General features: G+C 72.1%; 14 protein-coding genes and 1 riboswitch. Of the genes, 5 read left to right on the forward strand and 9 right to left on the reverse strand.

Annotated features, from left to right (window positions below):
- The first annotated feature begins 45 nt into the window (after positions 1 to 45).
- Complete coding sequence (locus ACGFIS_RS29565) at positions 46 to 1,128, forward strand: class I SAM-dependent methyltransferase (RefSeq protein WP_392906468.1); 1,083 nt, start codon at positions 46 to 48, stop codon at positions 1,126 to 1,128.
- A gap of 64 nt (positions 1,129 to 1,192) precedes the next feature.
- Here the strand turns inward: ACGFIS_RS29565 and ACGFIS_RS29570 are convergent, their stop codons facing one another.
- The 3 genes from ACGFIS_RS29570 to ACGFIS_RS29580 form a co-directional block, all read right to left on the reverse strand.
- A complete protein-coding gene (locus ACGFIS_RS29570; RefSeq protein WP_392906469.1) occupies positions 1,193 to 1,456 on the reverse strand; it encodes a hypothetical protein in 264 nt (87 codons plus the stop codon).
- 2 nt (positions 1,457 to 1,458) lie between these two features.
- Complete coding sequence (locus ACGFIS_RS29575) at positions 1,459 to 2,679, reverse strand: hypothetical protein (RefSeq protein WP_392973269.1); 1,221 nt, start codon at positions 2,677 to 2,679, stop codon at positions 1,459 to 1,461.
- Between the two features lie 62 nt (positions 2,680 to 2,741).
- Entirely contained in the window at positions 2,742 to 3,803 is a 1,062-nt protein-coding gene (locus ACGFIS_RS29580; RefSeq protein ID WP_392906471.1) for an SRPBCC family protein, read from the reverse strand.
- A gap of 380 nt (positions 3,804 to 4,183) precedes the next feature.
- Between ACGFIS_RS29580 and ACGFIS_RS29585 the strand changes: the two genes are divergently transcribed.
- From ACGFIS_RS29585 to ACGFIS_RS29595, 3 genes are read left to right on the forward strand one after another with little or no spacing between them, the layout of a single operon-like run.
- Complete coding sequence (locus ACGFIS_RS29585) at positions 4,184 to 6,577, forward strand: nitrate- and nitrite sensing domain-containing protein (RefSeq protein WP_392973271.1); 2,394 nt, start codon at positions 4,184 to 4,186, stop codon at positions 6,575 to 6,577.
- Positions 6,577 to 7,008 (forward strand): DUF742 domain-containing protein, encoded by a 432-nt coding sequence (locus ACGFIS_RS29590; RefSeq protein ID WP_392973273.1) that lies wholly within the window; start codon positions 6,577 to 6,579, stop codon positions 7,006 to 7,008. Before ACGFIS_RS29585 ends, ACGFIS_RS29590 begins: the two co-directional genes overlap by 1 nt.
- Entirely contained in the window at positions 6,989 to 8,284 is a 1,296-nt protein-coding gene (locus tag ACGFIS_RS29595; protein WP_392973275.1) for an ABC transporter substrate-binding protein, read from the forward strand. Before ACGFIS_RS29590 ends, ACGFIS_RS29595 begins: the two co-directional genes overlap by 20 nt.
- A 44-nt stretch (positions 8,285 to 8,328) precedes the next feature.
- On the opposite strand, the gene ACGFIS_RS29600 is transcribed toward ACGFIS_RS29595, so the two are convergent.
- Positions 8,329 to 10,845, reverse strand: coding sequence for a multicopper oxidase domain-containing protein (locus tag ACGFIS_RS29600; RefSeq protein WP_392973277.1), 2,517 nt, complete (start codon positions 10,843 to 10,845; stop codon positions 8,329 to 8,331).
- Positions 10,842 to 11,960, reverse strand: a complete 1,119-nt coding sequence (locus ACGFIS_RS29605) for a hypothetical protein (protein WP_392973279.1) — start codon at positions 11,958 to 11,960, stop codon at positions 10,842 to 10,844. Before ACGFIS_RS29605 ends, ACGFIS_RS29600 begins: the two co-directional genes overlap by 4 nt.
- Positions 11,961 to 12,019: 59 nt before the next feature.
- On the opposite strand from ACGFIS_RS29605, the gene ACGFIS_RS29610 reads away from it, so the two are divergent.
- Complete coding sequence (locus tag ACGFIS_RS29610) at positions 12,020 to 12,850, forward strand: DUF2249 domain-containing protein (RefSeq protein ID WP_392906482.1); 831 nt, start codon at positions 12,020 to 12,022, stop codon at positions 12,848 to 12,850.
- 72 nt (positions 12,851 to 12,922) lie between these two features.
- On the opposite strand, the gene metH is transcribed toward ACGFIS_RS29610, so the two are convergent.
- The 4 genes from metH to ACGFIS_RS29630 form a co-directional block, all read right to left on the reverse strand.
- Positions 12,923 to 16,534, reverse strand: a complete 3,612-nt coding sequence (gene metH / locus ACGFIS_RS29615) for a methionine synthase (RefSeq protein ID WP_392906484.1) — start codon at positions 16,532 to 16,534, stop codon at positions 12,923 to 12,925.
- Positions 16,535 to 16,544: 10 nt separating this feature from the next.
- Positions 16,545 to 16,621: riboswitch (S-adenosyl-L-homocysteine riboswitch) on the reverse strand.
- Between the two features lie 36 nt (positions 16,622 to 16,657).
- Entirely contained in the window at positions 16,658 to 17,035 is a 378-nt protein-coding gene (locus tag ACGFIS_RS29620; protein ID WP_392906485.1) for a DUF6221 family protein, read from the reverse strand.
- Positions 17,036 to 17,113: 78 nt separating this feature from the next.
- The gene (locus ACGFIS_RS29625) at positions 17,114 to 18,367 is read right to left on the reverse strand and encodes a lipase family protein (RefSeq protein WP_392906486.1); all 1,254 of its coding nucleotides are present in this window, start codon (positions 18,365 to 18,367) and stop codon (positions 17,114 to 17,116) included.
- A gap of 242 nt (positions 18,368 to 18,609) precedes the next feature.
- The gene (locus tag ACGFIS_RS29630) at positions 18,610 to 18,912 is read right to left on the reverse strand and encodes a hypothetical protein (RefSeq protein WP_392906488.1); all 303 of its coding nucleotides are present in this window, start codon (positions 18,910 to 18,912) and stop codon (positions 18,610 to 18,612) included.
- Position 18,913: the final 1 nt, after the last annotated feature.

Genomic DNA, 18,913 nt, shown 5'->3' on the forward strand with positions numbered 1-18,913 from the left:
GGCTGTGACGGTCGGAGACACGAACCCACGAGAAGGAGGGTCAAGATGACCATCGGCACCGAACTCGACATGAACACGGTCGGCGCGTTCGCCGAGAAGATCGCCGGGTTGCTGACCGGCGGCGCCACCGCGGCCCTGATGGTGGTTGGCGACCGGCTCGGCCTCTACCGGACGCTCGCGGAAGCGGGCCCGGTGACCCCGGCCCGGCTCGCCCACCTGACCGGCACGTCCGACCGGTACATCCGGGAATGGCTGGCCCAGCAGGCCGCCGTCGGCATCGTGACGCACGATGCGGCGGACGGCACGTTCACCCTGCCCGCCGAGCACGCCGCCGTCATCGCCACCGACGACTCACCGGCGTCCATGATCGGAGCCGCACCGATGATCACCGGGCTGCACCGGCGCGTCGACGAGATGGCGGACGCGTTCCGCACCGGGCAGGGCATCGCCTGGGCCGCCCAGGACCCGATGATCTTCGAGTCGACCGAGCGGTTCTTCCGGGTCGGCTACCGCAACAGCCTGGTCGGCGAGTGGATCACCGCGCTGGACGGCGTCCGCGAACGGCTGGAGGCCGGCGCGCGCGTCGCCGACATCGGGTGCGGGCACGGGGCGCCGCTCCTGCTGCTGGCGGACGCCTTCCCGAACTCCCGGTTCGTCGGGTTCGACGCCCACGAGCCGTCCATCGAGACCGCGCGGGCCCGCGCCGCCGAGGCCGGGGTGTCCGACCGGGTCACCTTCGAGGTGCACCACTGCCACGGCTACCCGCAGGACGGGTACGACCTGGTGACCTTCTTCGACTCCTTCCACGACCTCGGCGACCCCGTCGGCGCTGCCGCCTACGCCCGCGCCGCGCTGGCTCCGGGCGGGACGCTGATGCTGGTGGAGCCCGTTGCGGGCGACGACCTGGCCTCGACCCTGGCCCGGGTGCCGACCGCCGGCCTCAACTACGCCGCCTCGACGTTCCTGTGCACGGCCAACTCGCTGTCGCAGCCGGTCGGGTTGGCCCTGGGCGCGCTCGCCGGCGAGGCGCGGCTGCGGCAGGTCCTCCACGAGGCCGGCTACGGGTCCGTCCGGCGCGCGGCGGAGAACATGTTCAACATGGTGCTGGAGGCCAAACCCGGAGAGTGACATCAGAGGGGTCCGGCCGGGCGGCGGCCGGGCCCCGACGTGTGCCGCACGTCCTGTGTGGCCTCTAGTAGTGCCTGGTCGGGTTGAGCTTGGCGGCGATCGCGTAATCGATGTGGACGTCGCGGTAGGTGACGTTCTCGCGCACCTCGTCCGGGAGATTGGTCCGGTCGCTGCCGGACGCGGACTCGTCCGCAGCGTCACCGGTGAACTTCACCGAACTTTCGGGTGCGACCTCGAAGCGCAGTTCGTCGGCCTTCACCGTGGCCGTGAAGAGAATGTCCGCCGTCCGCCGGGCTTCGGTTCCTGGGCGCTGGTCATCGCGACTCACGGTCACTCGTCTCCACGGTCGGGCGAACGCGGCTGGGCGGACACCATACGGAACAGCGCCCGGCCCAGTTCGCGCACGGACTGCTCTGTCTCGTGAAGCGCGGACTGGAGCGCGGTGATCTCCTGTTCGCCGTTGGTCGACTCCGCACCGTTGGTGGGCTCTGCGTCGTTGGTGGGCTCTGCGTCGCTGGTCGGCTCTGCGCCGTCGTCGGTCTCGTGATCGGGTTTCCGGTCGGTCTCCGGCTTGGTCTCGGGCTCGTCCTTCCGGCCGTTCCCGTTCCCGTTCTCGGCGGAGTCGTCGGGCTCCTTCGGCTCCGTGCCGATGGCGCCTTCGGTGGCCTTACCGGCTTCTTCGGTGACGCCCGCAACGCCCTCGGCGGCCCGGCCGGCGCCCTCGCCGACGCCCTCCACCGCGCCACCCGCGCCCTTGCCGACGTCACGGACGCCCTCGCCCACGCCCTTGACGGCTCCTCCGGCGCCTTCGCCCACATCCTCGACCACGGCACCGGCACCCCGGCCAACGTCCTTAACGGCTCCACCGGCGCCTTCGCCCACATCCTCGACCGCGGCACCGGCGCCCCGGCCCACGTCCTGTACCGCGCCTCCGGCCCCCCGGCCCACGTCCTGGACGGCACCACCGGCGCCCTCGCCGACGCTCTCGACCGCGCCACCGGCGCCCCGGCCCACGTCCTGTACCGCGCCTCCGGCCCCCCGGCCCACGTCTTCCACGGCTCCCCTGGCGCCCTTGCCGACCTCGCCCACCGCGGTACCGGTTCCGGCGCCGATGTCGCGGGCCGCCGCCTCCACGCCGCGTCCGATGTGCTGGAGGATCTCCGGGTTGCGGTCGAGCGTGGTCAGCACGCGGTCGACGATGATGGCCACGTTGTCGAGCCGGACGTCCAGTTGCGCCTGGGCCTCGACGCCCTTGATCTCCAACTTGACCCTGCCGAGGAAGACGTCCGCGCCGACGTTCAGCCGGAGCAGATCGAGGACCTGGGCGACGAGCGAGACATGCGCCTCCAGGTTCTCCACCTCAAGGGATATCTCGTCCACCTTGAGCAGCGGTACGTCGAGATACACGTCCGGGCCCTCGCCCGAGCGCAGCCGCCTGTCCGGCGTGATGGCCTCGTCGCCGGCGCCCTCAGGCTCACCGCCGGAACCGTTTCGGCCCCGGCCGGGCTCTGGTCGGCCGGGCTCTGGTCTGTCAGACGCGGTGTTGCTCATCGCTCCCCCTCGCGGCCCGCTACCCCGGCTCGACCAGCGAAAACATGCGGGCGCAGTGAGTGTCAGGCGGAGCTTCCGGCCTTCTCCTTGGGGCGTTCCCCGGACTCCGCCTTCTCCCCGCCTTCCTCACGCTCCTCGGCGCGCTCCCCGGTTTCCTCGCCCTCCTGGTCCTCCTGGTCCTTGGGCTCGGCTTCCTGGTCCTTGGGCTCGCGCTCCTGGTCGTCCTTGGACTCGGCGTCGTCCTTGGACTCGGCGGCCTCCTGCTCCTCCTTGAGCGCGTCCTCGTGGGACTTGACCACCTCGCCGTCGCGGATCTCGCCGCGCCAGCCCTCGACCTCGTCCTGCTCCAGGAGCGTGTGCATCATCATGTGGCGTTTGATGTGCTTGAAGTCCAGGCGGAGGCGGCGTCCCTGCGCCCGCCAGAGGTTCGCGGTCTTCTCGAAGAAGCCGTCCGGGTGGTACTCGGCCACCAGCATGATCCGCGTCATGGTGGGCGCCAGTTCGTGGAAGGTCACGGCGCCGTCGACGAACCCCTTGGAGCCCTTGGACTTCCAGACGATCCGCTCGTCGGGCACCTGCTCGATGATCGTGGACTCCCAGGTCCGGTGGGACAGGAAGATCTGGGCCCGCCAGTTGAGCTTCTCGTCGGACTCCTGCTCGACGCTCTCCACCTTCTTGGTGAAGCTCGGGTAGTCGGCGAACTGCGTCCACTGGTCGTAGGCGACGCGGCGTGGAATGCCCACATCGAACTGTTCGACGATGTTGATGACCTTCATCTTGCCGCCGCCACCGCCGCCGTCCTTGCCGCCGCCGCCAATGGATTTCACGGCCTCCTTCACCTTCTCCTTCGCGCCGGTGGTGCCCGCACTGAGGCCCGCCTTGAGCGGGGACTCACCTTCGGCGAGCTTCTTGGCGCCGGCCGCGACGGCCTTCGTGCCGACGCCTCCACCGTTGTCCGTGGCGTCGGTCAGCCGCTGCGTCATGCTTTGGAGCCTTCCGCTGGCCCCGGTGAGCGCCTGCACCATGAGCGCCTGGACGAATTCCCGTCCTGCCTCCTTGAGCTGTTCGACGGGCAGCTCGGCGGGGCCGCCCTGGCCGGGGCCCTCGGTGTCCTTATCCGTCATGGTCATCACTTTCGCTTCATCGACGATGTCGTTCTGGCCATAGCCACACAAAGCGATACAAAACGACCTATAAGGCCACTAACCGGCAGAAATTAAAGATCTACGACCCATTGCCCCCGAGGGGACGTTGATCAAGGTCAGAGGGATGAGTCACACATGGGTAACGATCCGGGCGGGTGAGTCAAATGGGCGAGGTGTCTCACGAGGATGGAGTAGCGTTCCGGCCTGCCTGGTGAGCTGGATCACAGTAGCGCGGAGGTCGTCATGAGCGTTGGCCGCCCGATGTGCGCGGAGGCGTAATGGCCCGGCGGACGGTGCCGGCCGGGCGGGGGCGGCGCGGGGTGCTCAGGGGCAGGGCCAGGTCCGTCAGGTCCCGGATCGTGCTGCTGCTGGTTCCGCCGATCACGGCGCTGGTGGTGCTGTGGGGCGTCGCCGCGACCACGTCGCTGCAGGACGGCCTGCGGCAGGCCAGGGCGCGCACGTTCACCCAGAAGGTGCTGGAGCCCACCGACCGGGTCGTCGCCGCGTTGCAGGACGAGCGGCGGATGTCGCTGTCGGCGCTGGGTGACGACGCGACCATCGGCCGCGCCGGGTTCGAGGCGCAGCGGGCCGTCACCGACCAGGCCCGGGCGCGGTTCCGCGCCTCGGCCGCCGACGGCGACATCGCGGGCGCGACCCGTCCCGAGACGCGGCGGCGGATGGTGCGGCTCGCGAGCATGCTCGGTGGGCTGGAGCCGCTGCGCGCCACGGTCGACGACCGCAGCCTGGGACGCGCCGAGGCGATGGCGCGCTACACCGAGTACATCGAGCAGGCCGCCGAGATCTACGACGAGGTCCATTCGATGGACCCGGAACTCGTGCGGCGGAGCCGGATCCTGCGCACGCTCGAACGCGCCCGGGAGAACCTGTCCCGGGAGGACGCGCTGGTCACCGGCGCGCTGGCGGCGGGACGGCTGAGCGAGGACGAGCACCTGCAGCTGGTGCAGTTCGCCGGGACGCACCGGTTCCTGTACGCCGACGCGGCGCGCAACCTGCCGGAGGAGCACCGGATCCGGTACGCGCGGATCGTGTCGGGGACGGAGTTCCGCCGGTTCGAGGAGCTGCAGAACCGGCTGATGCGCGGCGGCCCGGCCGACGGGCGGCCCGCCGTGGACATCGGCGCGTGGCACACCGCCACCGAGGCGGTGGACGCGGAGCTGGCCGCCTTGTCGTCCGGCATCCGCACGGAGAACACGCGGCGGGCCGGTGACGAGGCGGGCGGCGTGCTGCTGCGGCTCGGGCTGACCGGCGGGCTCGGGCTCCTCGCGGTGATCGCGTCCATCCTGATCGCGGTCCGGGCGGGCCGCCGGCTGATCGTGGAGAGCCGTGAGATGGCCGCGACCGTCAACGAGTTCGCCCAGCGGCGGCTGCCGCAGATCACCGAGCGGGCGCGGCGCGGCCAGGAACCGCCGGCCGACGACGGTCCGGGCGGCGGGCCCGCGGGACGGTTCAGGGTGACGGAGGTCGAGCAGATCGACCGGGCGTTCGCGCAGACCCGGCGGGCGGTCGTGCGCGCCGCCGAGGGCGAGGCCCGCGCGCACCGGCGGCTGAACGAGGTGTTCGTGACGCTGGCCCGCCGCAACCAGTCCCTTCTGCAGCGGCTGCTGCGGATGCTGGAGACCATGGAACGCGGCACCGAGGACCCCGACGAGCTGGAGCGGTTGTTCGAACTGGACGCGCTCGCGACCCGGATGCGGCGGCACGCCGAGGGCCTGGTGATCCTTTCGGGCCGTCCCTCCGGGCGGACCTGGCGCGACCCCGTCCGGATGGTGGACGTGGCGCGCGCGGCGGCGGCGGAGGTCGAGGACTACGCCCGCGTCGAGGTGGTGCCGATGGGCCGGACGGCGCTGCTCGGGCCCGCGGTCGCCGACACCATCCACCTGATGGCCGAGCTGATCGAGAACGCGGCCGCGTTCTCCCCGCCCAGCACCCCGATCCGGGTGACCGGGCAGGAGGTCGCACACGGGTTCGCGATGGAGGTGGAGGACCGCGGGCTCGGACTGACCCCCGAAGCGCTGGCGGAGCTCAACCGGCTGCTGGCCACCGACCCCGAACTCGACCTGGACGACAGCGCCCGGCTCGGGCTGTTCGTCGTCGCCCGCCTTGCGGCGCGGCACGGCATCACGGTGACGCTGCGTCCGTCCCCGTACGGGGGGATCGTCGCCATCGCGCTGATCCCGAAGGAACTGGTGGTGGAACGGCCCTCCGGGTACGCGGTCACGGACAGCGGCGACTGGGCCCTGCCCGCGTCCGCCGACTCGCCGCAGGAGCGTCTCGCGCTGGTCGCTCCCCCCGGGCCGCCGGCGTTCGACGAGCTGGCCGACCGGGGTCGGGGCGAGTCGGAACGTTCCGGAAACGGCGGCGGGACGGCGGACTCCGACGAGTGGGCGCGGCTGCCCGTGCGGCGCCGCCAGGCCCATCTCGCGCCGCAGCTGAAACGCGCGGCCGGAGCCGCGGAGGAACCGGCCGGGCCGGGCCCGGAGGAGCGGTCGCCGGAGGCGGCCCGCGACCTCGTGTCGATGATGCAGCGCGGCTGGGAGCGGGGCCGCGCCGCCGCGGCCGAGGACGGGGCCGCCGAGTCGGCTTCGTCCCGCAGCCCCGACTGGTTCGGGATGCCGGTCGTCCCGCCCCGTGCGGACGCGGCCAGGGACCCGGAGGCCGGCGAGGCGGACGGCGGGCGCGCCTCGGACGGCCCGTCCGGGACGGGCCGCGCGCCCGGGGCCGGCGGTGTGTGATGTCCCGCGATCTGCCGGGCGGGCGACCCGATCCCGGCCGGCACGGCCGGCCGCGGCGGGACGACGATCTGTGGGTGGACGAGGAGGCCGGTCCCGTCGTCCGTCCCTTCGCGCTGACCCGGGGCCGCACCCGGTCCCGGCGGCGCGGCGGCGACCTCGACCTGATCGCGGTCGTGGTGACCGCCGAGGTGCCGATGCCCGATCCGTTCACGCTCGGCCCCGAGGACGAGCGGATCCTGGAGTTCTGCCTCAACCCGGTGTCGGTGGCCGAGCTGGCCTCCCATCTGCGGCTGCCGGTGGGCGTGGTCCGGGTGCTGGTGAGCGATCTGCTGAACCGCGGGCTGATGGACGTGCATAGCCGTGCCGCGCCGGCCGGACGCCCCGATAGGCGCATTCTCAAGGAAGTGATCGATGGTCTCCGTGCGCTTTGACAGTCCCAAGGTCAGGTCCCTGGTCGCCGGGGCCGCGCTGCTGGCGGCGCTGGCGGGCTGCGCCTCCGGTCCGGACGGCGGCGACGCGTCCGGACCGGGAGTCACCGGCGAGCCCTGCCCCAAGGCCGTGAACCCCGAACACGGCTGCATCTACCTGGGCGTCATCTCCGACCTGACCACGGGGCCGTTCAAGGGCCTGGGCGTGCCGATGGTGGCGGCGCAGAAGGCGTTCTGGGACCGGGTCAACCAGCAGGGCGGCATCGGCGACTACGACATCGACGTCCACACCTACGTCCGGGACAACAAGTACGACCCGGCGACGCACCGCCGCGCGTACCTGGAGATCAAAGACAAGGTGCTGGCGCTGGCGCAGAGCCTGGGGTCGCCGACCACCGAGGCGATCCTGGACGACCTGCGCACGTCCCGGATGATCGCGGTGCCCGGCTCCTACCCGTCCAAATGGGAGTTCGAGGACGTCATCCTGGAGTCGGGCGCCTCGTACTGCTTCGAGGCGATGAACGCGGTCGACCACGCCGCCGGCGCGTTCGAGGCCGAGAGCGTGATGGCCGTCCACTTCGCGGGCGACTACGGCGGCGACGGAGCGGCGGGCGCCCGGATCGCCGCGTCGGCGCGCGGCATGGAGTTCTCGGAACTGGAGACCCCGCAGGGCGCCGGCGAGCAGGACGAGGCCGTCCGGGCCATCCTCGACCGCAGGCCCGACATGGTCATGCTCACGGTCGGCCCGGCCGAGGCCGCGGCCATCGTCGGCGGGACCGTGGCGGCGGGCTTCGAGGGCCGCTTCATGGGCAACAACCCGACCTGGGTGCGGGCTCTCCTGGAGACCCCGGCGGGCGCCCCGATGAAGGCCCGCTACATGGTGGTGGCGCCGTGGAAGCCGTTCGCCTCCGACTCGCCCGGCCACACCGCGATGCGGCTGGCGCTGGGCCGGGTGCAGCCGGACGACGCGTACACCTCGGGCTGGGTCCTGTCGTATCCGCTGAAGGCGGTGCTGGAGAAGGCCGCGGCGAACGGGAGCATGACCCGCGAGGGCGTGTACAAGGCGCTCGGGCAGGTCACCACCGTGGACTACGAGGGGATTCTGCCCAGGAAGGCGGGCGACTTCTCGGGCACACCGAACGCGGCGGCGTACCGCGAGTCGGTGATCGCCCGTCCCGACGAGACGGAGTTCACCGGCGCCAAGGTGGTCACGGACTTCACCGCGGGCTCGACCGCCACCGCCCACCGCCTCGGCGCGCCCTGCTACAACCCGCGCTGACGCGCGGCGGGGGCGGGCCCGCAGCAGTCCGGCCGTCCGCGGGTTCAATCGGTGACGTGCAGGATTCCGTGGGCGCCGGATTCGCCGTGCCGCATGTCGTGGTCGACGAACGGATAGTGACCGGCTTCGGGGACGACCGCCTCCGCGAAACCGCCCTGGCCGGGCGACAGGTCGAGGATCTGGGCGCCGCCGTCGTCGCCCTTCCGGAGGAGGTAGGCGCCTTCCTTGTAGACGGTGTCGAACTGGGCTCCGACGATATGGAACGCCGTGTCGGAGGTGGGGCCGGCGTCGACCACCCAGACGCGGACGCGGTCGCCCGTGCGGGCCGTCAGCGGCGCGTGGTCGTAGCCGGCGGCCGTGCCGTTGAACGCCCAGGCGTCGGGGCGGCCGTCACGCATCTTCGCCACCTGGCCGGTGGATCCCGGCTGCCCCAGGTACAGCTCGCCCTGGACGAGGACGTACTCGCGGTCCACGCGGGGCAGGTCGGGCGGGTCGATGATGACGGCGCCGTACATGCCGTTGCCCATGTGCTGGAGCATCGGCATCGTCGAGCAGTGGTACAGCCAGGCGCCGGCGTGCTCGGCCTTGAAGGTGTAGGTGAGGCTCTCACCGGGCTGGATGGTGCGCATCGGGACGTCCGGTGCGAGGGACCCGGCGTGGAAGTCGATGCCGTGCCCCATGGTTCCGTCATTGACGAGGGTGATCGTGAAGACGTCGCCGACCTTGCCGCGCAGGACGGGCCCTGGAACGGTTCCGTTGAACGTCCACATCTGCTGGCGGACGCCTGGGGCGACCTCTAGTTCCTGCTCGGTGGCGCGGATCTCGACGCGGTGCTCCTTGGCGCCGGGGGCGGGTTCGAGGGCCGCGTCGTAGGGGCGCCACTGCGGCGACATCGGGGCCGCCAGGTCGAGCTGCCCCGGCTCGGTGGCGTGGTGGTGGTTCGCCGGGGGCGGCGTCCCGGACCCGGTCGTCTCGATCTTCATGGTCATGCCGGCGGCGCGGTGGCCGGGCACGGTGCACCAGCCGTCGATCGGCTTCTCCAGGGGCGGGAGGGTCAGCGTGGCGGACTCGCCCTGGTCGAGCATCGGGGTGGCCTCACCGGTGGCGAGGCGCAGGTCGTGGCGCATGGCGTCCTTGTTGGTGACGCGCAGGACGAGGCGGGTCCCGGGCTCGGCTTCGATCGTCCCCGGGCGGATGCGCATGTCGGCGAGGGTGACGTCCACGGTGCGGGTGCCCGAGGCGGCGACGGTGGACGGTGACGTCTCGCCGCCGACCGCGACACCGGCGGCCAGCGCGGTGAGCAGGACGCCGGCGGTGATGCCCGCGACGACCGGGGACGGGCGGTGGGTGCGGGTGACGGTCGCCACGGCCAGCAGGACGAACGCGCCCAGGGCGGCGATGGTGACGATCCAGGCGGCGCGGGTCAGCCATTCGGGGACGGGCAGGACGAGCAGCGGCACCGCGGCGTTCACGGCGACCACGCGGGGTGTCCACACGCGTTCGATCACGGCGGCGTTGGCCTTGAGCGCGGCGGGTCCGCCGCCCAGCACGACGGGGAGCAGGAACGTCAGGGCGCCGAGGAGCGTCTGCCCCACGAAGCCCACGAGGACGAGCGGGAGGAGGCCGTCGACGCTCTGGCGGGCCGCGTCCGCGACGAGCGTCACGGCGAACCAGGTCGTCCCGGCGGCGAGCATCCAGGACGCCGGGGTGTGCGGGCGCCGCTGCTTGAGCGTCCGGACGAACGGGACGAGGGCGAGCGCGGCGGCGGCCGCGTAGAGGAGCAGCCCGGCGGCGGCGAGCCAGCGCAGGTCCGCGAGGAGGCCGCCGACGGTGGCGGCCAGGCCGGGCACGGCGGCGCGCAGCGACCAGCGGGCGATCCTGCCGGTGCCGTCCACCATCCGGGTGCGCAGGACGGTCGGCCACAGGGTGAACAGCGTGCCGAGGACGGCCAGGCCGACCCAGCCGAGGATGTTGACGTGGGCGTGCGCGGCCTCCATCGGCTCATGCCAGCCGGACGGTGTGCGGCCCGACGCCATCAGCCCGCCGAGCGTCCCGCCCGCGACGAGGGCGGCACCGGACCACACGTACCAGCCGACGACGTGCGCGAACCGTCCGCCGAGGGCCGTGCGGCCGCGCACGGCGAGGACGGTGACGTGCGCGGCGACGACGGTCACGACGGTCGCGGCGCCGCCGACGGCCAGGAGAGGGAAACCTTCGGCGACGCCGCACAGCACGGCGGCGATCCCTGCGTTCAGGACCCCCAGCCGCGTCATCGGCCACCAGCGCGGGGGCTGCTGGATGCGCAGCAGCGCGGCGGCGAAGTGTTCCGTCCAGGTGACGATCGCGTTGGTGACCGCGCCGAGGAGGAACAGGTGGATGAGCAGCCAGCGCGGCGCGGGCAGCTCGTGGTGGACGAGGGCGGCGACCGCGGTCAGCGCCAGCCAGGCGAGCACGACGCCGTTGGCGATGGCGTGCCAGGCGGAGCGCTGCGGCCGGCGCGGAGCGGAGCCGGGGTCGGAGCCGGAGCCGGCGGCCTTCGTCCTGAGCCCGATGGAGGTCATGTCGGTTCCCTTCGCAGCAGGCGCGACGCGGCGACGGCGCAGCCGCCGAAGAGCAGGAGGGACACCTCGCCGAGGATGCCGCCGGCCGTGCGGGCGTCGGTGATTCCGCCGAGGTCGCCGGTGACGCGGACGAGGAGGGAGACGTGCAGCAGGGCGAGCGGCGCGTACAGGATCGGGTGGTACGGCAGCCGGACGCGCAGGACGGCCGGCAGGATCACCGGGGCGTGCCCGAACACCATCGACATGACGAAGCCGAGGAACACCGCGTGCAGGGCTGCGTCGTTGAGCCCGCCGTCGGCGGGGCGTCCGGCGATGAGCCAGATCGTCCCGGCGACGGTCAGCCAGGCGTAGCCGGTGAGCAGGCAGGCGGCGGCGAAGCGGGGCAGGCCCGTCCCGCGGATGGTGCGGCGCGCGACGTCGAGGAAGGCGAGGCATCCGGCGAGGGCGACCATGCCGAGGCCGGTGAGGCGCCAGCCCGGGTCCGGCCATACGGCGGAGACGGCGACGCCCGCGCCGAGGACGGCCACCGCGACCAGGAGGCCGTCGGACGCGCGACGGCCCAGGAACGCGACGCGGGCGAGTTCGAGGCGTTCGCCGGCGATCGTGAGGATCAGGAACGCGGCGAGCCAGGGGACGATCTCGGAGACGGACCGGCCGGCCAACCACAGCAGCGCGCCGGCGTACCAGGCGACGGCGCCGGCTATCTGGATGGTGAGGTCGCGTCCGGTGCGGCGGCCGAGAACTGTGATGTAAATCGCGATGAGCCAGCCGCCGGCGGCGGTCAGGAGGAGCTTCCCGGGGACGGTCAGGCCGATGGCGGTGGCGATGCCGCCGAGCCCGGCGAGGGCGGGGGCGGCGTAGCCCCAGGTGCGGCCGAGGGCGACGGAGCGTTCGAGGGAGATCAGCGTGCCGAGGAAGCCCAGCGCCATCAGCGCGCCGTGGTTCTGCGCGAACGACGTGCGCGGCAGCGGAACGTCCAGGTCGAGGAGGCCCAGGGCGCCCCAGAGCCCCGCGATGAGGGCGAGCAGCGCGCCGGCGAGCAGCGGGAGCCGGCGCGCCGCGATCCGGGGGCGGGGGCGGGGCCCGGGGCTCGCCCTGGTCTCCAGTTTCTCCATAGCCGCTATTATAAATACAAGTAGGGTTGTAAAAAATCCGTCCGGCACGAGGAGTGCTCATGACCACATCGACCGCGAGCCCGCAGCAGGAGACCGTGCGGGCCATCCTCGACCACCACGAGCGGCTCGGCCGGACCATGGCCGACCACGTCCTCACCATCACGCGCGCCGCCGACCAGCTCGCCGCACCCCACGAGCGGCGCGACCGGCTCGTCGCGTTCTGCGTCAAGGAGGTCGTCCCGCACGCCGCGGCCGAGGAGACGACGCTTTACAAGGCGGCCGAGGAGGTGCCCGAGGCCCGGCTCCTGCTCCGCGCGATGCTGCGGGAGCACGTCGTCCTGCGGAACGCGATCACCGAACTGGAGGCGGCGCGGACGCCCGGCGAGACGGTCGCCGCGGCGTCGGCGGTCAACGCCCTCTTCCAGTCGCACCTGGAGAAGGAGAACGACCTGATCCTCCCCGCCCTCGTCGACCACGGCGTCGACCTCGGGGCGCTGCTGGCCGGGATGCACGAGATCCTCGGCGAGGACGAGCACGGGCACGGGCACGGGCATGGGCACGGGCACGAGGGCGAGGCCGAGGCCGAGGCCGCCGAGGCGGGCGGGCACCACTGCACGTGCGGCGGGCACGACGACCCGGGCACGCCCGGCGCGACCGCCGAGCTCACGGGCGGGGAACTGGACGTGCGCGTCCTCGTCCCGGCGCAGCGGCACGAGCAGATCTTCGCCGCGTTCGGCGCGCTGTCGGCGGGGACGGCGTTCGTGCTGGTCAACGACCACGACCCGAAGCCGCTGTACTACCAGTTCGCCGCCCAGCACCCCGGCGAGTTCACCTGGGACTACGAGGAGACCGGGCCCGAGGTGTGGCGCGTCCGCATCGGGCGCCCGTAACCCCCGGTCCCCGAAGAACACGCCTGACGGCCGCGGCGCGGCGGCCGTCAGGCGTTTCGCCGTCCGGCGACCCTACGAAGGGTCGTACGACAGGTTGGGGGCCAGCCAGCGCTCGACCTCCGCCAGCGGCAGGTCGCAGCGGCGGGCGTAGTCCTCGACCTGGTCCTTGCCGACGCGTCCGACCGTGAAGTAGCGGGACGACGGGTGCGCGAAGATCAGCCCGCTGACGCTCGAGCCCGGGAACATCGCGTACGACTCGGTGAGCTTCATGCCGAGCCGCCCCGCGTCCAGCAGGTTGAACAGCGTCTGCTTCAGGCTGTGGTCGGGGCTCGCCGGGTAGCCGAGGGCGGGCCGGATGCCGCGGAACCGCTCGGCGTGCAGGTCCGCCAGGAGGGGGTCGGCGTCCGGCTCGAACCAGGCGCGGCGGGCCTCCAGGTGGATGTACTCGGCGAACGCCTCCGCGAGCCGGTCCGCGAGCGCCTTCACCATGATCGCCTTGTAGTCGTCCTGCTGCTCCTCGTACTTGGCGGCGAGGTCCTCGGCGCCGAGGATCGTCACGGCGAAGCCGCCGAGGTGGTCGCCGGACGGCGCGATGTAGTCGGCGAGGCACCGGTTCGGGCGTCCCTCCGGCTTGGACGTCTGCTGCCGCAGCATCGGGAACCGGGCCTCGGGCAGGACGATGTCGTCGCCGTCGGAGTGCGCGGGCCAGAACCCGTAGGCGCCCTGGGCCTCGAACGAGCCGTCCGCGATGATCTGGTCGAGCAGCTCGTTGCCCTCGTCGAAGAGCTCCCGCGCGACCGGCTGGTCCAGGATCGCCGGGTACTTGCCCTTCAGCTCCCAGGCCAGGAAGAAGAACTGCCAGTCGATCATCTCGCGGATCGCGGTCAGGTCGGGCTGGACGACCCGGACGCCCGTGAACGCCGGGGCCGGCAGGTCGCCGAAGTCGACCTGCTCGCGGTTCGCCCTCGCCTTCTCATAGGTGAGCATCGGGCGGCGCTGCTTGGTCTCGTGCTGCTTGCGGAGCCTGGCCTGCTCCTCGCGGTTCGCGGCGTCCAGCGTCTCGGCGCGGCCCTCGTCCAGGAGGTCGGAGACGACGCCGACGACCCGGGACGCGTCCAGGACGTGCACGGTCGTCGACTCGTACACGGGCGCGATCTTCACGGCGGTGTGCTGCCGGGACGTGGTGGCGCCGCCGATCAGCAGCGGCAGCCGCATCCCGCGGCGCTCCATCTCGGCGGCGACGGAGACCATCTCGTCCAGCGACGGGGTGATCAGCCCGGACAGGCCGACGGCGTCGGCGTTCTCCGCGATCGCGGTGTCGAGGATCTTCGCGGCCGGGACCATCACGCCGAGGTCCACGACGTCGTAGTTGTTGCAGCCGAGGACGACGCCGACGATGTTCTTGCCGATGTCGTGCACGTCGCCCTTCACGGTCGCAAGGACGATCTTGCCCTGGCCGCGGTCCTCGTGGACGCGGCCGGCGCGCAGGGCCTCCGCCTTCTCCTCCTCCATGAACGGTTCGAGGTAGGCGACCGACTTCTTCATCGCGCGGGCGCTCTTGACCACCTGCGGCAGGAACATCTTGCCGGACCCGAACAGGTCGCCGACGATCTTCATGCCGTCCATCAGCGGGCCCTCGATGACGTCGAGGGGGCGCTCGGCCTGCTGCCGGGCCTCCTCGGTGTCCTCCTCGATGAAGTCGACGATGCCGTGCACGAGGGCGTGCGACAGGCGATCGGCGACGGGCGCGTCCCGCCACGACAGGTCGACCTCGCGCTTGGTGCCCTCGCCCTTGACGTTCTCGGCGAACGACACGAGCCGGTCGGTGGCGTCCGGGCGGCGGTCGAACAGGACGTCCTCGACCAGTTCGAGAAGGTCGGCGGGGATGTCCTCGTAGACGGCGAGCTGCCCGGCGTTGACGATGCCCATGTCGAGCCCGGCGCGGACGGCGTGGAACAGGAACGCCGAGTGCATCGCCTCGCGGACGATCTCGTTGCCGCGGAACGAGAACGACAGGTTGGAGATGCCGCCGCTGGTCCGGACGCCGGGGCAGCGCTCCTTGATGCGCGGCAGGGCGTCGATGAACGCCTTCGCGTACCCGTTGTGCTCGGAGATGCCGGTCGCGACGGCGAGGACGTTCGGGTCGAACACGATGTCCTCGGCGGGGAACCCGGCCTTCTGCGTGAGCAGGTCGTAGGCGCGCCCGCAGATCTCCACCTTGCGGTCGGCCGTGTCGGCCTGGCCCGTCTCGTCGAACGCCATCACGACGACGCCGGCGCCGAAGTCGCGGACGCGGCGGGCCTGCTCCAGGAACTGCTCCTCGCCCTCCTTGAGGCTGATGGAGTTGACGACGCCCTTGCCCTGGACGGTCTTCAGCCCCGCCTCCAGGACGCTCCACCGCGAGCTGTCCACCATGATCGGGATGCGGGCCACCTCGGGCTCGGTCGCGATCAGGTTCAGGAACGTCGTCATCTCCTGCTCGCTTTCGAGCAGGTCGGCGTCCATGTTGACGTCGAGGAGGTTCGCGCCGCCGCGCACCTGGTCCAGCGCCACGGCCACCGCGCCCTGGTGGTCGCCGGCCTCGATGAGCCTGCGGAACCGCTTGGAGCCGGTGACGTTCGTCCGCTCGCCGATCATGACGAAGCCGGTGTCCGGGCCGATCTCGAACGGCTCCAGGCCGCTGAAGCGGGACGCCTTGGCGGGCTTCGCGACGTCGCGGGGAGCCGCGTCGCGGACGGCGCCGGCGATGCGGGCGATGTGGGCGGGGCCCGTCCCGCAGCAGCCGCCGACCGCGTTGACCATGCCGGACGCGGCGAAGTCGCCGAGGTGGGCGCCCGTCTCGTCCGGCGTCTCGTCGTAGCCGCCGAACGCGTTCGGCAGGCCGGCGTTCGGGTGGCAGGCGGTGTAGGTGCCGGCGACCCGGGCCAGGTCCTCCACGTGCGGGCGCATCTGCTCGGCGCCCAGCGAGCAGTTCACGCCGACGACCAGGGGCTCGGCGTGCTCGATGGACCGCCAGAACGCCTCGACGGTCTGGCCGGACAGCGTCCGCCCGCTCAGGTCGACGATCGTCACCGAGATCCACAGCGGCAGTTCGGGGGCGACCTCGCGGGCGGCGGCGATCGCGGCCTTCGCGTTCAGCGTGTCGAAGATCGTCTCGATGAGGAGGAGGTCGACGCCGCCCTCGGCCAGCCCGGCGATCTGCGCGGCGTAGGAGTCCTTGACCTGGTCGAACGTGAACGCGCGGTAGGCCGGGTCCTCTACCCGCGGCGACAGGGAGAGCGTGACGTTCAGGGGGCCGACGGAGCCGGCGACGAACCGCCCGCCGAACTCGTCGGCGGCCCGGCGGGCGAGGCGGGCGCCCTCGACGTTCATCTCGTGGACCAGGCCCTCAAGGCCGTAGTCGGCCTGGCCGATGCCGGTCGCCGTGAACGTGTTGGTCGTCGTGATGTCGGCGCCGGCCTCAAGGTACTGCCGGTGGACGTCCAGGATGACGTCGGGGCGGGTCAGGTTCAGCAGGTCGGGGTCGCCGGTGACGTCCTTCGGATGGTCGGCGGCGATGCGGTCGCCGCGGTAGTCCTCCGGGGACAGGCCCGCGCCCTGGAGCATCGTGCCCCAGGCTCCGTCGAGGACGGCGATCCGCTGGTCAAGAAGCTCGCGAAGTTTTGTGTCGTTGATTTCGAGCACCTCCCGTTGCAGTGGGAGGCGCCCTTGTCGTCACGAACCCGGGCCGAGCGTGGCGGGCTCTCGCCCGTTGCAGCGCCTCTCGGCCTCTCATCGAGATTACATAACCGAGCGCGGCATGTCCTGTCAGGGGCGCCAATCATCTCGGTATGCGGGATGGGACGCGTACGGGAGTGCGAGGCAGCGCAGGACGGTCTCCCGAACGGCCTGCGCGGCCTCGAGTCCGGGCGTTCGGTGGCCCTGGTCCAGGATCCACGCCTGTTTCTCGTAGTCGTCGACGATCCGGCGCCTGGCCGCTACCTCGGCGAGCGCACGCGACGGGTCGTGGCGGGCGATGTGCTCGGCGTACGCCTCGTTCTCCGCCGACGCGACGAACCCCGGTTCGCCTTCCGCGTCGGTGTGGACCGTGCCGGAGGGCGTGGCCTTCCAGGGGGTGCCGGAGCAGGCTCGGGCGATCTGCTCGTCCCTCGCCAGCCGCGCTCGGAGGAACTCCACCAAATCCATGGGGCCATCCTGCCCCGTGCGTGGGACAGGACGACCCCGCGGATTCAAAGCGAACCCGTCACGCGGCACCGTGCGTGGTCAGGCGGCGCAGTTGCCCTCGGTGGGCTTGCCGGCGAAGCGGTCGGTGAGGAACGCCATCGCGTCCGGCCAGCTCCAGATCATGCCGGTGGCGTGCTCGGCGAGCGTGTAGGTCTTCCACGTCACGTTCGCGCCCTTGGCGCACCACGCCTTGTGGAGCGTGTCGGCCTGCTCGAACGGGATGATCTGGTCGTAGACGGCCTGCGTCTGGAGCACCGGGACGCCCGGGGCCGTCCCGCCGAGCTTGTTGGCGTCCAGCGCCGCCTGCCACTCCGGCGTGTTCAGCGGGTCGCTGGTCGAGTAGTCGCCGATCTTCTTGAACGCGGTGTCGATCAGCGTGGAGGCGCCGTCGACGCTGGCGAGGCACATGTCCTGGGCCTTCTGCAGCAGCTCGCGGCCCCTGTCGTTGAGGTACTTCTCCAGGTCCAGCTCCGGGTAGGCGGCGTCGTAGCCGACCGCCGACATGAACATCAGCGCGACGAACAGCGACCCGTCCAGGTTCGCGGCGACCGCGCGGAGATCGGACGGGACTCCCCCGGCGAAGACGCCCTTGAGGTCGAGTTCCGGCGCGTAGGACTGTGCCAGCTGCGCCGCCCAGCCCGTCGACGTCCCGCCCTGCGAGTAGCCCCAGAGCCCGACCGGTGCGCCGCCGAGACCGGCTTCGGGGAGCTGCTGCGCGGCCCGCACCATGTTCAGGACGGCCTTGCCCTGCGAGCGGCCGACCTCGTAGGTGTGCTGGCCGGGGGTGCCGAGGCCTTCCATGTCGGTGACGGCGACCGCCCATCCGTGGCTGAGCGCGTCGGTGATCATCAGCGCCTCGTAGTCCAGGCCCTGGGTGAGGGTGTAGGACGGGGCGCACGAGTCGCCGAGGCCGCGCGTGCCGACGGCGTAGGACACGAGGGGCCTCTCGCCCTCGCCCGTCCACGCCTTGGTCGGGACGAGCACGATGCCCGACACGGCGGTCGGCGTGCCGTGCACCGTCTCCGACCGGTACAGGACCTGCCATGACTTGACGCCCTCGTACGGCGACTTGCCGAACGGGTCGACCGTGAATACCGCCGGCCGCGACCGGATGATGTCGCCCGGCTCGCCCTGCGGGAGGGGCGAGGGCGGCTTGTAGAACGGATCCTCGGCGGGAGGCTTGGCGTCCTGGGGAGCCGCGCTGGCCGGGCCCTGGAGGGCGGTCGCCGTCAGGGCCACCCCGATACAGGACACCAGCACGGTGCGCAGGACACGGCGGACTTTGGTGGACATGGCCCGTAACCCTTCGTCGTCCCCCTTGCCGTCCTGGTGACGGTGAGCCGACGTTAACGCAATTGGACACTTACTCCAATGAAGGTGGGGACGAGACCGGCGGCGCCGGATGTGTGCCGGCGTGACAAGATCCGGGCATCAGCGCAGCGAAGGAAACGCGGCGTGGACCTGGCGTCCGGGGCCAAGGCCGCACGGTCCCGGACGCCGGGGGTTCCGGCGCGACGCGGTTCAGGCGACGCGGTTCAGGCGACGCGGTTCTTGGCGGCCATGCAGATCCGGGCCAGGTCGTTGAGGGCGTCGGCGCGGCGCTCGTCCAGGGAGCGGCGGTCGCCCGGGGCCGCTTCGGCGAGGGTGTCGATGACCAGGGAGAAGACGGGCCATTCGGCGGGGCCGATGGCGCCCTGGAAGTCGACGCCGTCCTCAAGGTCGTCCAGGTCGAGGTTGCGGGCGAAGGTGGCGAGTGCGGCCTCGGCCGCGACGACGCCGATGCGCATCGCCATCGCGGCCGGCTCGCGATCGAGGGAGCGCGCGCTGCTAGAACCCATG

It is taken from the genome of Spirillospora sp. NPDC048824 (assembly GCF_043198455.1).
Classification (GTDB): domain Bacteria; phylum Actinomycetota; class Actinomycetes; order Streptosporangiales; family Streptosporangiaceae; genus Spirillospora.

What these genes read in the sequence shown, in the direction of transcription:
- ACGFIS_RS29565 (WP_392906468.1), top strand. Translation starts at nt 46, where the DNA reads ATGACCATCGGCACCGAACTCGACATGAACACGGTCGGCGCGTTCGCC.
- ACGFIS_RS29575 (WP_392973269.1), bottom strand. Translation starts at nt 2,679, where the DNA reads ATGAGCAACACCGCGTCTGACAGACCAGAGCCCGGCCGACCAGAGCCC.
- ACGFIS_RS29580 (WP_392906471.1), bottom strand. Translation starts at nt 3,803, where the DNA reads ATGACGGATAAGGACACCGAGGGCCCCGGCCAGGGCGGCCCCGCCGAG.
- ACGFIS_RS29590 (WP_392973273.1), top strand. Translation starts at nt 6,577, where the DNA reads ATGTCCCGCGATCTGCCGGGCGGGCGACCCGATCCCGGCCGGCACGGC.
- ACGFIS_RS29595 (WP_392973275.1), top strand. Translation starts at nt 6,989, where the DNA reads ATGGTCTCCGTGCGCTTTGACAGTCCCAAGGTCAGGTCCCTGGTCGCC.
- ACGFIS_RS29600 (WP_392973277.1), bottom strand. Translation starts at nt 10,845, where the DNA reads ATGACCTCCATCGGGCTCAGGACGAAGGCCGCCGGCTCCGGCTCCGAC.
- ACGFIS_RS29605 (WP_392973279.1), bottom strand. Translation starts at nt 11,960, where the DNA reads ATGGAGAAACTGGAGACCAGGGCGAGCCCCGGGCCCCGCCCCCGCCCC.
- ACGFIS_RS29610 (WP_392906482.1), top strand. Translation starts at nt 12,020, where the DNA reads ATGACCACATCGACCGCGAGCCCGCAGCAGGAGACCGTGCGGGCCATC.
- ACGFIS_RS29620 (WP_392906485.1), bottom strand. Translation starts at nt 17,035, where the DNA reads ATGGATTTGGTGGAGTTCCTCCGAGCGCGGCTGGCGAGGGACGAGCAG.
- ACGFIS_RS29625 (WP_392906486.1), bottom strand. Translation starts at nt 18,367, where the DNA reads ATGTCCACCAAAGTCCGCCGTGTCCTGCGCACCGTGCTGGTGTCCTGT.
- ACGFIS_RS29630 (WP_392906488.1), bottom strand. Translation starts at nt 18,912, where the DNA reads ATGGGTTCTAGCAGCGCGCGCTCCCTCGATCGCGAGCCGGCCGCGATG.